This window comes from Paenibacillus sp. LBL (assembly GCF_029893715.1).
GTDB lineage: Bacteria > Bacillota > Bacilli > Paenibacillales > Paenibacillaceae > Paenibacillus_AQ > Paenibacillus_AQ glucanolyticus.
Genome location: NZ_JARXYU010000001.1, coordinates 460,190 through 474,950, shown reverse-complemented (window position 1 = coordinate 474,950; position 14,761 = coordinate 460,190). Strand labels below are relative to the sequence as shown.

Sequence of the window (14,761 nt, the reverse complement as noted above, 5' to 3'; positions counted from 1 at the left end):
TTGTAGAGGGGCGTCATGAAGAGGCATCCACGGGCGAACAGAGGTGAAACAAGCCGCAGGTTATGACGGACAAGCTCACTTTTGGCTCGTACTGCCACTGCATTTCGGACCTTCTGTTCCGGTATTGCTCCTCAATGAGTACCTTTTTCTCTTCGTCCTGCTCCTTGAGCAAGTCCTCGTAATAGCCATCGATCACCAGAAACTCATCCTTCAGACGTTCTCTTGCCTTCTCAGCCCAGTCGTAATCCAGCTTGCTCAATTTGTCGATCAGATGGTTCTCCAGCGTGGATACGGCCTGCTGAAGGGTAAGCACGGCAGGGCGTACATGAACGCTCTCCGGTAATCGGGGCGTAAGGTCGCGGCCCTTCAGGATAGCCGGGAAATCTTGAGCAATCGTTCGGCTGGATAGTGAGATTCCTAGAAAGAACAACTCCTCACGCTTCAGATCGCAGCTGAACTCTACCTTAAAGCAGACGCTAAGCCACTGCTCATAAGGGGTCGAGCGCCCTCGGGGGCGAGGCTCGGTATCGCGCTGCTGGAACAGATAAACGCATTTGCCTTCCTCGCGGGCTGCATTCCAGATTTGGGCGAGCCGGCTGCTGCCATAACCGATATTTTCCCGTTGAATCCGGCCAGGTCCAAGGACAGGGAGTACCGGCGCATTTCCGTAATAGCGGGCCAGCAGCGGATCCTGCGCTGGTGCCGCGAGCTGAGCTTTGACTTCCGCCTCTTTTGTCTTCGCGAGCCGTTCATCGTATTTATCCGGATCAAAGACGAAGTTGAACGACAACGTTTCGGCTGGAGCGCCGGTACGTTCCACAAAGCCCCAGTAGTACGGGCGGTTGGTGAGCATTTTATCGGCCTGCGGGGACAGTTTCACCGTGACATGCTCAGGTGATTTTTCAATGACGGTGCATTCGGTGGCTTCCAAATAGGCCATGAAGTGCTGCTGCACCTGCTGCGGCGTCATGGTCATATTAGGCCTCTTCCTCTCTAAGGGTTTCTTCTTCGCTGCTTTCGAGCTCGATATCCTGTTTGATATGGTGTATCGTTTCGCCCAGTGTACTGATGCGCTGCCGGATTTCATCGTCGTTGCCGGATTCCAGCATGATTTTGTACAGGCTCTTCTCAATGGATTCCTTCTTCTCAAACCGCTCCAGAATGACATCCAGTCCGCCGATGACCATCTCGAACATATTAATCTTCTCATGCAGCAGGTTCAGGATATGTTCTTCAATCGTTCCGGAGGTGGATAAATTGAAGATTTGCACATCGTTGGTTTGACCGAGACGGTGCACGCGTCCGATCCGCTGCTCCACCCGCATGGGATTCCACGGCAGGTCAAAGTTGACCATATGGTGGCAGAATTGCAGATTAATACCTTCTCCGCCCGCTTCCGTAGCAATCATAACCTGTGCTTTACCGCGAAAGAGATCCATCATCCAGTCCTTCTTGCCTCGGTTCATCCCACCGCGGTAAGGTACGGAAACGAGACCGTGATCACGAAAATAATTAAGCAGATATTCCTGCGTTGCCCGGTATTCCGTGAATACAATAACCTTCTCATTCATTTGTTGAATGAGCTCAATGGTTTTCTCGGCCTTGGTGTTCGCTTTTATGGCCTTGATCAGATAAACCAGCTCCCAGATTTTATCGCGGAGGGGGGAGTCCTCCGGGAGCTTCTTGGACAAATTAACAAGCGTAACGAACACCGCATCCCGGCTGCTGCACACCTCCCGCTGCAGCGTAACGAGGGACAGCATACTGCTTAAATTTCCCCCGGCTGCCTGATACTGATCTTTGACGAAGGATGTGACCCCGTCGTATAATGACTGTTCTTCTGGCGAAAGGCTGAGCCCTACATTGCGGACGGACCGCTTCGTGAATTTCACTTCGCCTTCGCCGCGGCGGTTGCGGATCATGACCTTGGACAGCTCGTCCTTGAGCTGGTCCTGATTCTTGGGTCTCCGTTTATCGACAACGAAATTCGCGGCAAACTGTCCTTGGCCGCCAAGCTGGCCCGGTTTCAGCAGCGTGATGAGATTGAAGAGCTCACTCAAGTCATTCTGCACGGGCGTGGCCGTCAGCAGCAGGCAGTATTTTTTGCGCAGCTTTTGAATGAATTGATAATTGGACGTTTTCTTGTTCTTGAGTTTATGCGCTTCATCGATGATGAGCATATCGTATTCTTCGTTTAGCAGAATTTCCTGATGAGGATCGCGTTTGGCCGTATCCATGGAGGCGACAACGATATCGTTGCCCCAGGAGTAGGCTTTTTTCTGTGCGACCGCAGGTATGCCGAACTTGGAGTTCAGCTCACGGACCCATTGCAGCACAAGGGAAGCGGGAACCAGTATCAGAACTTTGGATACGAGTCCGCGCACGAGGTATTCTTTTAAAATAAGACCGGCTTCAATTGTCTTCCCAAGTCCCACCTCATCGGCCAGAATCGCTCTGCCCGACATCTCGAACAAAACGCGTCTTGCCGTATCCGTCTGGTGGGGAAGCGGGGATAAGGTGCCAAGATGCTTGAGGCATTGCAGCTCTTCGAAGCTTGTAACGAGGCGGGATTTCTCGCCTTCTACGGCAAGCTGGGCCAGTCGATAGTCACCCCAAGGTCCGCCTTTGTCCAGGCGTCCGGCGAGATCGTCAAACCAGGAACGGTCGATCTGCAAGGGAACGGGAATGCGCGGGTCGATGATCATGCCTGAATCGGCAGATGGCTGATGGTTCATGTCGATCTCCTCCTGTTGTGAAATATTCCGGGCCAGCGGTGTATATGTAGTATGGACGAAAAAAGAAGTCTTCATAACCTTGCTTGGATTTGGGAGAAGCGAAATCCCCTGAGGGTGCGCGGCTGCTGGAATTGGATATTTTCATCCTTTTTTTCATAGGGAAGAGTGAAAAAGAGAGCGAGAGGAAGAAAGCAGAAGCTTGCGAGCGGGAGCTTGGAACAGTCGGCTTAATTTTCACATTATCGGCATAGTTAACCTATATATAGTGTAGTATAATGAATAAATAGCACTATATATAGTGTATATAGTGGTTTCGGATGTTTGACCGGCTACATAACAGGTTATGTTGTTGGTGAGCGCATACACTTGGGAATCTTTTTGATTTTATAACTTATATTAGGAGGTAGTTGCTCTTGACTACGATGCAGAATCAGCGGCTGGAAGGTTTAAGCGAGAAGATCTTTTTGGACCGGTATGCCTGGAAGGATGCGGACACCAACAACGCGAAGGTCGGCGATGTGGTGCTTGTTCTGACGAAGGATGATCCTAAATTTCCGACTAAGGAAGTTGGCGAAATCGTGAAGCGCGAAGGCCGCAAGGTCACGGTGAAGACACGGAAGGGCGAGCTTGTGGAATCGGATGTGGAGAAGCTGACGTTAACCATCGAGAAAACGCCGGAAGAAATGTGGGATCGACTCGCAGCTGCTATGTCATCGGTGGAAGCAACGCCGGAACTGCAGGAGGAGTGGCGCGGGAAATTCCGCGAGATTCTGGATGATTGGAAGCTGGTGCCGGGCGGTCGGATTGCGGCTGGTGCGGGTGCAAGCGATGAATTGACGCTGTTCAACTGTTACGTGATTCCTTCGCCGAAGGACAGTCGGGGCGGGATTATGGAAACTCTGTCCGAAATGACCGAGATTATGGCGCGCGGCGGCGGTGTCGGCATCAATTTGTCCTCCCTGCGTCCTCGGCGGGCGATTGTGAGAGGTGTGAACGGTTCCTCCAGCGGTGCGGTATCGTGGGGCGGATTGTTCAGTTATACGACAGGCCTGATCGAGCAGGGCGGAAGCCGCCGGGGCGCGCTCATGCTAATGATTAACGATTGGCACCCGGACGTGGAGGATTTCATTACGGTGAAGCAGACGATGGGACAAGTTACAAATGCAAACCTGTCAGTATGCGTCAGCAATGATTTCATGAAAGCCGTGAAGGAGGATCTGGACTGGGAGCTCGTGTTCCCGGATACCACCGATCCCGATTATGATGAGTTGTGGGACGGTGACCTGGAGAAATGGAAGAATGCCGGACATAGCGTTATTCCATATAAAACGGTAAGAGCACGCGAGGTATGGCATACGATTATCGAATCTGCATGGAAATCCGCGGAGCCGGGTGTTGTCTTCATGGAATACTACAACCAGATGTCCAACAGCTGGTATTTCAACCCGATTATCTGCACGAATCCTTGCGGTGAGCAGGGACTTCCTGGCTGGGGCGTATGCAACCTGTCGGCGATGAACCTGTCGAAGTTCTATGATGAGGCGAATCATGACGTCGCTTGGGAAGAGCTGGCTACCACGACGCGTTACTCCGTGCGCTTCCTGGATAATGTCATTGACCGGACGCCGTACCATTTTGAAGAGAATGAATTGAACCAGAAAAAAGAGCGCCGCGTGGGCCTTGGAACGATGGGTCTGGCCGAGCTGATGATCAAGCTGAACATCCGTTACGGCAGCCCGGAATCACTGGAATTTCTGGATAAGCTGTACGGCTTCATCGCACGCGAGGCGTATCTGGCTTCCGCCGATATTGCCGAAGAGAAGGGTTCGTTCCAAGCATTTGATGCCGAGCTGTACCTGCAAAGCGGCTTCATGAAAAATATGGCGGAAGTGTATCCAGAAGTGGCGGATGCGGTGCGTGAAAAGGGCGCGCGCAACGTGACCGTGATTACCCAAGCGCCGACGGGCAGCACGGGTACGATGGTTGGAACGTCGACGGGCATCGAGCCGTACTTTGCCTTCAAATACTTCCGTCAAAGCCGTCTTGGCTTCGACGAGCAGTTCGTGCCGATTGCCCAGGACTGGCTGGACAGTCATCCGGGCGAGGAGCTGCCGGATTATTACGTCACGGCGATGACACTCTCCGCCGAGGACCATATCCGCGTGCAGGCGGCGATTCAGCGCTGGGTGGACAGCTCCATCTCGAAGACGGCCAACTGTCCGGCTGACTTCACGGTTGAAGATACGAAGCGCCTGTATGAGCTGGCATTCGATCTGGGATGCAAAGGCGTAACGATCTACCGTGACGGCAGCCGCGATGTGCAGGTGCTGCAGACGGAGAAAAAAGAAGATAAAGCAGCCGAAGCAGTGACCGCCCCTTCGGCGGAAACGGCCTTGGAGCAAAGCGCGGCAGGGCAAGCGGCAGAGGATGCGGCGAGCGTGGAGCAAGCGGGTGCAAGCGTAGCAGTGACAGCATCCACAAGCAAGAGCGGGCTGGATAAACAATACAAGAAGCGCCCGCAAGTCCTGCGCGGAGCTACCTATAAGATGAATACGCCGTTTGGCATGGCGTACATTACGATCAATGATCTGGACGGCATTCCCAGCGAAATCTTCCTGAATGTCGGCAAGGCCGGCTCGGATGTATTCGCGATGGCGGAAGCCTTGGGCCGGGTCTGCTCCCTGTTCCTCCGGTACGGGGACCACGGCAATAAGGTGGAGCTGCTGATCAAGCACCTCAAGGGCATTGGCGGCACCGGCGCGATCGGCTTCGGTGCGAACCGCGTGGAATCCATTGCCGACGCCGTAGCGAAGGCGCTGGAAACGCACGTGGCGAACAACGCGGAGGCGGATCATGACCATGATCCGGCACCGGTTGCAGCCACGATGGCGCCTGTCGATGCAGGCGAGGCTGGTGCAACGGCAGCCGCAGGGTATGGCGGCCACGGCTCGCAGGCAGGCGGCGGCTCCATGTCGCTCGATCTGTGCCCATCCTGCGGCGGTGCATCCTTGATTAACATTGAGGGATGCAAGACGTGCGGTAACTGCGGGTACAGTAAGTGTTCTTGAGGGATTGCCAAGACTTAAAATCATTTTGAAGACTACGGTAGAATAGAATCTGCACCCGAATCGAATATTTAAAAGCTGGAAGCACCAGTTCCTCTGCCATGCAGATGGAATTGGTGTTTTTTGCAATAGATTAACCGTACCATTAACACCCAACATTTATTATTCGGAAAATTTAATATATATGCATAAAATCTTTATTTTGATATAATAGTTAAAATATTACTTATGATATGACCATTACATAATTTCTCTACTGACGTTCTAAATCAAGAAGGAAAGAAGGGAGGTAAATGAATGAAGAAAGTAGTATTGATCTTGTTAATAGCATGTTTCTCTTTCTCTACTAGCGCATTTGCTGCGTATACTGCAACATCGCATGATTTGACAGTTTACCAACCAGCTCAACATAAATTAAGTGTTGGCCTATGGAGCTCTACGAATGAAACCGTTGAGCTAACGCTATATTCCAAAGGACCAGCCGGTCAACTTAGTACAGTATTCACGACAACCGTGAATATCGGGCCAACCTCACCAAGTCCTGTCGAGTATTCAGTAGGTTATCTTAGTCCCGGAACATATGTACTCAAAGGACAGTTTCAAGGGTCTTATGGTAGTCTAGGACCTGTTAGTTTAAACCAAGTCTATTAATAAATGCATAGAGATCCAAACGGCCAAGCCCCATCGATTGGCCGTTTTATTTTTTAAATTGAAAAAGGATCGGTTCCTAAACGGAGTTTGAGCGAGCCCAACAAAGGTTCACCCTTCGGGTGGCATTCGTCGCCCCCCGGTCCACCAGAGGTTTTTTAAGGAAGTGGAATCAGCCGGACATACCTGCGTGGCTAAGTCCTGTCTGACCTGGTCGCAACGCGACCTTAAGACTCTCGGCGCCGTGAATCGGGAAAATGAAAACTATGGTTATTGCAGTAAGCGGTTACTCGGGAGCAGGCAAAAGCACCGTAGTGTGCTTTGATGGTATAATCAGGAAAAAGGGTAGTTCAGGTAACCAAATTTGTATAAGAGGAGGTCATCAGCATGAACATCCATAGTGTTTATGAAACAAACAGCTCTTATTGGAATACCAAAGGAAATGACCACTTAAGAGCAATTGTGCTTCCTTTTTATGGAGCATTCATCACGGAAGAAAAATGCCAACTTTTTGGCGATGTCTCAGGGAAAAAGATGTTAGAAATAGGCTGTGGAAATGGACAATCCTTGCAATATCAAGGGGAGCGTCATGCATCTGAACTATGGGGGATCGACATATCAGAAAAACAAATTGAAAAGGCAAAACAACACTTGACGGCGTGCGGGCTTTCAGCAAAATGGATCTGTTCTCCGATGGAAGAAGAATGTAGCATCCCTGAGGATTATTTTGACTACGTTTATTCGATTTACGCCATAGGATGGACAACCGACCTTGAAGGTACTTTTCGCCGGATCGCTTCTTATTTAAAAAAAGACGGCATATTTATTTTCAGTTGGTCTCATCCGATACACAAATGTGTTGTTGAAGAAAACAATACATTTTCGTTTAACAAAAGTTATTTCGATGAATCTTGGTATTCGGTATCTCCTGATTTTTGTCAAGGCGTGCTAACCTTATCAGATCGCAAACTATCAACCTATATAAATGCGTTGGCAAAATCAGGGTTTGTTATTGAACAAATGGTTGAAGAAACCGAGAATGAAATCACACAACTACACGATGAAAATAACGATTTTGTCAAAAGAGCCAAGATGTTTCCTGTAACCTTCGTTATTAAAGCGAGAAAACTTTAAAACTTCGCCCGTCGTGTGAATAGGGGAAAGGAGAATACAGATGAGCCCTCCGAAACATATTGTTTCTGCAGCAGCAATTGTAATAAATGATAACAATGAGATATTACTTATTAAGGGACCAAGAAGAGGTTGGGAGATGCCTGGGGGTCAAGTTGAAGAGGGAGAATCATTGAGTAAAGCCGCAATCCGAGAAACCAAAGAAGAGTCAGGAATTGATATTGAGATCATCAGATTTTGTGGGATATTTCAGAACGTTGGAAATTCAATTTGCAATACCCTATTTCTCGCAAAACCAATAGGCGGAGAATTGACACCATCATCTGAAAGCTTGGAAACGGGATTTTTTCCGATTGAAGAAGCGTTAGCGATGATTACATGGAAAGATTTCAAGAAGAGAATTGAGTATTGTCTAAGAGCAGAGGTACAGCCTTTTTGCATCGAGTTTAACGACAAGATGAATATTTGAAAGGATCACAGGAAGTGTCACTAAATATAGAGTCCCGACTGACTTGTTACAAGTTCAGCAGCCCCTTGCGCAGTCTAAATCAGGGGGCTTTTCTAAACCTATGGAAATCAACGAACAGCTGTGTAACATAAAGGAGTTAGTTATGAAAATTAAAATCAGTGCCTTAAGCACATATATGATCACTCTAAATTTTATAATATTTCTTAATCTTTTGAATATGACTTACAACTTTGTTCGTAATATTACGAGCGATTTTAAACTTATACAATACGAGGGTTTTGTTATTAATGATGTTGAATTTAATAATTTATCTTTTAGGATACATACAGATTCCGAGGTGTTCAGTCATTTTTGTCACCCAATGCTACTAATCCTTTTTGGAATAACATTAAATATTGCTTATTACATAATCAAAGTAATAGTCGAAGGCAAAAAAGCAAATTCTGATAAACCATTCAGCGTAATCAAATAGTGTATCGAAATCCAAATCACCTGAAGCGGAAAGGATGGAAGGCAATGAAATTTGAGATTTTAACGATACCCTCGTTCTGGAAAACGGACATGAAACAAAAGTATTATCAGCTATATGAGGAAAACAATAAACTCGTTGTTCTGTTTCCCGGAAAAAACTATCCTTGTGATAAGCCATGTCTGCATTTTGCTGGAACTTCCTCAATCCAAAGTGGTTTCGATTTATTGGTACTTGAATATGGGTATCAAGCAGCGAGAACGGATTTGGATATGAATGAGCTGCAAAGAGTAATAGAAGATAGCTATGAATCGGTTCAACGAATCATTAGCAAGTATAATCAAGTTGTTTTTATCAGTAAGAGCATTGGAACAATAGTTGCTGGAGAAGTGCATGAACAACTTGAAATCCCAGTAAAACATCTGTTCTTGACACCAATTAAAGACACCATTCACTATGTTAACAAGTTTAATGGCCTTGTGGTTTATGGAACAAAGGATGAAGTGTTCAATCATGTGCTTGCCAACCAAATTAACATAGACAAAGCCAGAGAGGTAATTGAAATTCCGAATGCAAGTCATTCTTTAGAGGCCCCTAGTGTTGAGGAAAGTATTGAGATTCTAAGTAAACTTGTAAAGATATATGTGAATTTTCTAAATAAGTAATCCCATTAGTAAGGCAATATCAATAAGGAGCTGATATAAATTGCCAGAACGTCTTAAATATCATTTCGAGCCGAAAACCGGTTGGATCAACGACCCCAATGGTCTAGTCTTCTTTAAAGGGCGATACCACGCTTTCTTTCAGCATTATCCATTTGCTCCCCGTTGGGGTCAGATGCACTGGGGGCACGCTGTTAGCGATGACCTTGTTCATTGGGAAGAATTATCGATAGCTCTCTACCCTGACCAGGAATACGAAGACAGTGAGCAGGGTGGGTGCTTTTCTGGCTGTGCTGTCGTCAAGGACGACATCCTTTATCTCATCTATACCTCGGTATCAGATGTGCACGGTCAGACACAATCGGTTGCAATTAGCCATGACGGAATACACTTTGAGAAGTACAGTGGTAATCCTGTTATCAGGGAGTTTCCTCCAGAAGCGAGTGCTGATTTCCGTGATCCCAAGGTCACCTTCATGGACGGAGTTTACTATATGGTAATCGCGTCAGGCAAGGAGGGCATTGGTAAAATACTTCTTTATCAATCACAAAATCTGCTGGATTGGGACTACGTAGGAGTCCTGTTTGAGGGCTCTGAATATGGAGGCGTCTTGGAATGCCCTGACTTCTTCCCTTTTGAAGGAAAGAATCTGCTGATGTTCTCACAAATAAACCGTGACACCCGTGCGACGATGTTTGCTTATGGTAATTTTGACGGAAAGCAGTTGACTGATTTTTCATTGCATACGCCTCATATTGGGCCGCACTATTATGCACCACAGACTTTTCTGGATCCTAAAGGCCGCAGGATCATTATCGGCTGGTTATTCAACAAGGATGAGAAACTAAACGGGGGAGCCGATTATGCTGGGGCATTGACGATTCCATGCGAGCTAAGCATGAAGGACGGTAAATTGCTCGCCTACCCTGTAGCCGAAGCACAAGAGTTGCTAAACAATTCTGATGAACTGGTTGTTGTCGAGAACGATAAAGTTTGGATCAAAGCAAACAATATTACCTTCCCTGTAGAATACGGCGGTGCAATAAACTCTATCAAGGTGCTGCGTGACACAAAAACCATTGAGGTGTTTGTTAACAAAGGAGAGGCCGTGTTTACCTACTGGTATGCAAAATAAATAAGCCGAGGAAAATGTGTGATAAGCACTTTATCTAACAATCTATATAAACTGAGGGCTTACCTTTTATGTTAGCTTGAACAAAATCCCCAAGTATTGACATGGAAATTTATCGTATGTTAGCATTGCTGTATCTGGTACGAACGGAGGGGTTACGTGTGGCAAACTAATTCTCGATATTCTTCGCACAATGAATTGGATAGTGGTTTAAGGCTATTTTGTGTGCAAAGTAATCGAAGAATGGTTTGCCTTCACGGTAACCTAATTTAGTTATATGCGATTAGAGACGGGGGATTTTACTCTCCTATCGCGTTGACTGGACTTGAAGAAAATGTAATGAACCCTTTAAGGATCTATCTGGTGACTGGACTGCGAGTCTATCATAGGGTGATTATCTTATTTGTTCATTTTCAAATTCTTTTTCGATTACAGTATGCATAGGCCGATATAGCCTGTGTTTTTTTATTTCGTATAACATATTGGAGGTAGGAATTCACATGAACGAACGATTCATAAATGCAGATGGAATTAATATATGTACAGACAGTTTTGGAGATCCCGTTAACCCGGCCATTTTGCTGATTATGGGTGCCCAATCCTCCATGATTTGGTGGGAAGAAGAATTCTGCCAGCGTCTAGCTGATACAGGGCGTTTTATCATTCGTTATGATAACCGCGATGTTGGACGCACAACAACTTACGAACCTGGTCAACCCGATTATACTTTCGAAGACATGGCAGATGATGCTATTCGTGTGTTGGATGCTTATAAAATGGAGAAAGCGCATATCTTAGGCATGTCGATGGGCGGCATGTTGACTCAAATGATAGCTCTGCGTCATCCGGAGAGAGTTCTAACGATTACCCTCCTATCCACGTCCAATTTTGCTCCACATCTTCCCCCGATGGAGGAAAAGATAATGGACTTTTTCTCGAAAATGGGGGTTATCGATTGGTCCAACGAACATTCGGTAACGGAATTTGCTGTGGAGAGATCGAGAATTCTAGCAGGTTCAAAGCATCTTTTCGATGAGAATAAAGTTGGCATTTTGGCTAAACGAGAATTTGCAAGAAGTAATAATATCGCGAGCATGAGTAATCATGGCTTAATAGCAGGTGGCGAATCGTACTTGGCTAGGACGAGTGCAATAAATGTACCCACTCTGGTTATACACGGTACGGAAGATCCCATAATTCCTTATGAACATGGTGAAAATCTTGCTAACGAGATTCCGGGTGCGGTTTTACTAACATTGGTGGGGACAGGACATGAGCTTCATTATGATGACTGGGGTTTAGTCATCGATTCGATCTCAAAGCACACTTCAATTTCTGAATAGTTCAACTGACGGGTACGATAGCAACCATTGAGCGGAAGGGAGCCTATATTATGAAAGAATTACTTGAAGAGCCAAAAGGGACAACATACAAAGACCTGTTAGAGGTAGCGTTTAGCACATGTGACGAGTTTCTGTTAGTTAAAAGGGACCAACTTGATTTAAACAAAAACGCTAAACAATGGATTGAAGAGATAAAGCCGCACATAAAAGAAATAAGAAGGCAGGATGCATGGCCAGGGACAACTTTACTTGGACACTATGCGGATGTTTATTATTTTAATTGCAATCAAGAATTGAAAGAAGTGCTGATAAGGAAAACTGAACGCTTATATCAATGGCTCCAGCCAGAATTGCTTGAAGACATATGCTTTTTTAAGAACGGGAAAGAATGGTTGGCTACTGTAGCACATGAACAAATAGGTGTTATTATGACTGAAGATGAAAATGAAATTGAGAAAATTAGAGGAATAAAAGGAATTAAAATGTCATGAAAAATTAAAATGATTTAGTATTTTATAACAAGTCTTATACGCATATAAAACATAACAATAGTCAACAAGAGGAAGTAAGAAACCCACCCAAGGTCGAGGCCAGAGGTGGGTTTTTTCACAGAAGAGGTCTTCGTCTGACGGACTTTTGATAACGGCACCTGCAAAAGACAGAGTAGAAGCATCGAATTTATCTGGAAAATTAATGAGTAGGTAAGCCTCGGTCAGGATATATGTTTGTCTATGGTTGCTTAGAATCTTGTGTCATGCAGCATCTGTCCACCAATTCCCTTATATGGGTGTTGAGGTCGTCTTTTCACTGCACATTTTGTAGCAGGAGGCTTGGCGCTTGGGGACCGTTTTATAGTAAGCTTATACATAGTGATTTTTAAACTTGGAACTGTGAGGAAATGAAGATGACGAAGAAGCTGTATTACGAGTCCGCTTATATTAGGGAGTGGGAAACAAGAATCACGCAGAAGTTGGAACGGGAGGACGGCATCTATCTGGTATTGGAGGAGACGGCCTTTTACCCTCATGGTGGGGGACAGCCCTGCGACCTGGGGTGGATCGATAAAATTCCGGTTCTTGATGTCGTTCTAGAAGAGGGAGCGATTCTGCATAAAGTCGAGTTTTTTCCGGAAAAGGAAGAGGTTGGCTGCCATTTGGACTGGGACCGAAGGTTCGACCATATGCAGCATCACAGCGGCCAGCATCTGCTGTCAGCCATGTGCCTGGAGGCATTCCAAGCCGAGACGCTCAGCTTCCATCTGGGTCAGGATTACGCGACTATTGATGTCGCGCGATCGGGTCTGTCTCAGGCTGAGCTGATGATGCTGGAGCTGGAGATCAATGATCAGATTTACCTGAATCGAAAGGTATCGAATTATTTTGTGAGCCGGGAGCAGGCTGCTGTTCTGCCACTGGTGAAGCAGCCGAAGGTAACCGATGATATCCGGATCGTTGAAATCGAAGGTATCGAATATAACGCTTGCGGCGGCACACATGTCTCCGCAACGGGTGAGATCGGAATGATCAAGCTGCTTAGATCGGAAAAGCAGAAGGGGCACGTGCGTATTTATTTTAAGTGTGGATATCGAGCGTTAAAGGAATTTAATATTGGAATGGAGATTCTCGGCAGCTTGTCGGCCAGGTTCAATACCGCCAAGGAAGAGATTCCGGACCGGATAGCGAAGTGGGATCTGGAACAGAATCAGCTCCAGGCTGAATTGAGTGCAGTGAAGGCTGAGAATGATGTTTATTTGGCTGAAAAGCTATTGGCTGATCGTCAGGGCAGGCTGATCCAGCACGTTTTTGCGGACAAGCCGCTGAAGGATATGCAGAACCTGACGGCCAAGCTCACCGAACAAGCTGACGTTATCGCACTCTTCGTGTCCAAAACAGACCAAAAGGTAGTTCTCGCCCAAGGAGAGAGGGGACCTGCTTGCGGAGCTTTTTTCAAGTTGCATCTGGCCGATTATGGCGGTAAAGGCGGAGGCAGCGATAAGATGGCACAGGCCGGTTTTGCCACTGCGGAGGATGCCATGTCGTTCTATCATTTTACGTCGGAGTCATTAATGGCGCTTGAAGAGGAGTAAGCGGCTTTGGTTGAAAGCTTCATCTGAGGGCATGCTCGAAACCAGGGTTGGCTGTGTTCACGGTTTATTAATTAATATAGTGCAGAGTTATCGCGGATGACCTGCAGCGATGTCATGGAGATGACCTGCTGCGGGTCTTTTTTTCGATATATGATACGGAGATATTCCGGTTAATCGTTATATACACGGGTATTTACGAACTGCAAGAACAGGGATATTATGGAAGTGTCTAAAGAAGAGGATAGGGATGCCAAGTATTTTTAAAGGAAGGATGTGTTAGGATGCTTCACGATTTACAGGGCGAAGAGAATATGTCAACGATTGTGGGGATGTTATATGGCGCGGTAAAAGAGAATAGTCAACGACTAAAGTCCATATCGGAAGGCATGTCGCAGGAAGAAGTAGATTACAAGGGCCCAAGCAGCCATTATAATAGCACCGCTCAGTTAATCCAGCATATCCTGTACGTTGATCTGAATTGGATTTATAGATTAGAAGGACAGCCGCTTCCACAGTCATTAAAGGACAAATATGGTCCCATGATCGATGATAATAACAGGCTTCCAATGGTCAAAGGAATACCTCTGGAGACACTTATGTCTAATTACGAAGATGTACTAAATAGGTTGAAGGAAACATGCACGCAATTAACGGATGCTGATCTGGATAACATCGTCACATTTGGTCATGAAAATGAAAAGCAAGCAACCATCCGCTGGGGATTATGGCATATCGCAGATCATAACCGCTATCATCAAGCCCATATCAACCAGCTTAGAAAGTGGTACAGTGAAAAGTGAAATCGATTTTTCATACACTAATGGACAGTTAAGGAGCATTGTTATAATGAAAAGAATACTTTCAATCTTTGTATTTTCATTGAGTCTGATATCATTCGTGATTTCCTTAAAGTTATTTTGGAATATGGCTATTTTTTCGGATGAACATGGTTCGAGTCCTAGTATCGTGAATGGCGGCGACTTCTGGCTGTTAATGGATTGGTTAAGACTATTTTTACTGT

Annotated in this window: 12 protein-coding genes; 10 read left to right on the top strand and 2 right to left on the bottom strand. The window is 46.3% G+C overall.

The window, feature by feature from the left end:
- Nucleotides 1-13 precede the first annotated feature (13 nt).
- Together M2277_RS02310 and M2277_RS02305 are read right to left on the bottom strand one after the other, a co-directional pair.
- On the bottom strand, nt 14-976 hold the full coding sequence (locus M2277_RS02310) for a YqhG family protein (protein ID WP_148246795.1): 963 nt from the start codon (nt 974-976) through the stop codon (nt 14-16).
- Between the two features lies 1 nt (nt 977).
- On the bottom strand, nt 978-2,735 hold the full coding sequence (locus M2277_RS02305; protein ID WP_006211643.1) for a DEAD/DEAH box helicase: 1,758 nt from the start codon (nt 2,733-2,735) through the stop codon (nt 978-980).
- Between the two features lie 422 nt (nt 2,736-3,157).
- Here M2277_RS02305 and M2277_RS02300 point away from each other — a divergent pair, with 422 nt between their 5' ends.
- The 10 genes from M2277_RS02300 to M2277_RS02255 all read left to right on the top strand — a co-directional run bounded on the left by M2277_RS02300 (nt 3,158) and on the right by M2277_RS02255 (nt 14,540).
- A complete protein-coding gene (locus M2277_RS02300; RefSeq protein WP_253806177.1) occupies nt 3,158-5,803 on the top strand; it encodes an adenosylcobalamin-dependent ribonucleoside-diphosphate reductase in 2,646 nt (881 codons plus the stop codon).
- A gap of 294 nt (nt 5,804-6,097) precedes the next feature.
- Complete coding sequence (locus M2277_RS02295; protein WP_076150926.1) at nt 6,098-6,451, top strand: hypothetical protein; 354 nt, start codon at nt 6,098-6,100, stop codon at nt 6,449-6,451.
- A gap of 384 nt (nt 6,452-6,835) precedes the next feature.
- A complete protein-coding gene (locus M2277_RS02290) occupies nt 6,836-7,582 on the top strand; it encodes a class I SAM-dependent methyltransferase (RefSeq protein WP_280754049.1) in 747 nt (248 codons plus the stop codon).
- Between the two features lie 40 nt (nt 7,583-7,622).
- A complete protein-coding gene (locus tag M2277_RS02285; RefSeq protein ID WP_063480188.1) occupies nt 7,623-8,048 on the top strand; it encodes an NUDIX hydrolase in 426 nt (141 codons plus the stop codon).
- Nucleotides 8,049-8,564: 516 nt separating this feature from the next.
- Nucleotides 8,565-9,182: an alpha/beta hydrolase gene (locus M2277_RS02280; protein ID WP_280754048.1), complete on the top strand. Its 618-nt coding sequence runs from the start codon at nt 8,565-8,567 to the stop codon at nt 9,180-9,182.
- 40 nt (nt 9,183-9,222) lie between these two features.
- The gene (locus tag M2277_RS02275) at nt 9,223-10,314 is read left to right on the top strand and encodes a glycoside hydrolase family 32 protein (RefSeq protein ID WP_148246799.1); all 1,092 of its coding nucleotides are present in this window, start codon (nt 9,223-9,225) and stop codon (nt 10,312-10,314) included.
- 497 nt (nt 10,315-10,811) lie between these two features.
- Entirely contained in the window at nt 10,812-11,654 is an 843-nt protein-coding gene (mle, locus tag M2277_RS02270) for an alpha/beta fold macrolide esterase (protein WP_036641659.1), read from the top strand.
- Between the two features lie 50 nt (nt 11,655-11,704).
- Nucleotides 11,705-12,145 (top strand): hypothetical protein, encoded by a 441-nt coding sequence (locus M2277_RS02265; protein WP_036641661.1) that lies wholly within the window; start codon nt 11,705-11,707, stop codon nt 12,143-12,145.
- A gap of 413 nt (nt 12,146-12,558) precedes the next feature.
- Nucleotides 12,559-13,740: an alanyl-tRNA editing protein gene (locus M2277_RS02260; RefSeq protein WP_280754047.1), complete on the top strand. Its 1,182-nt coding sequence runs from the start codon at nt 12,559-12,561 to the stop codon at nt 13,738-13,740.
- Between the two features lie 281 nt (nt 13,741-14,021).
- Nucleotides 14,022-14,540 (top strand): DinB family protein, encoded by a 519-nt coding sequence (locus M2277_RS02255; protein ID WP_280754046.1) that lies wholly within the window; start codon nt 14,022-14,024, stop codon nt 14,538-14,540.
- Nucleotides 14,541-14,761: the final 221 nt, after the last annotated feature.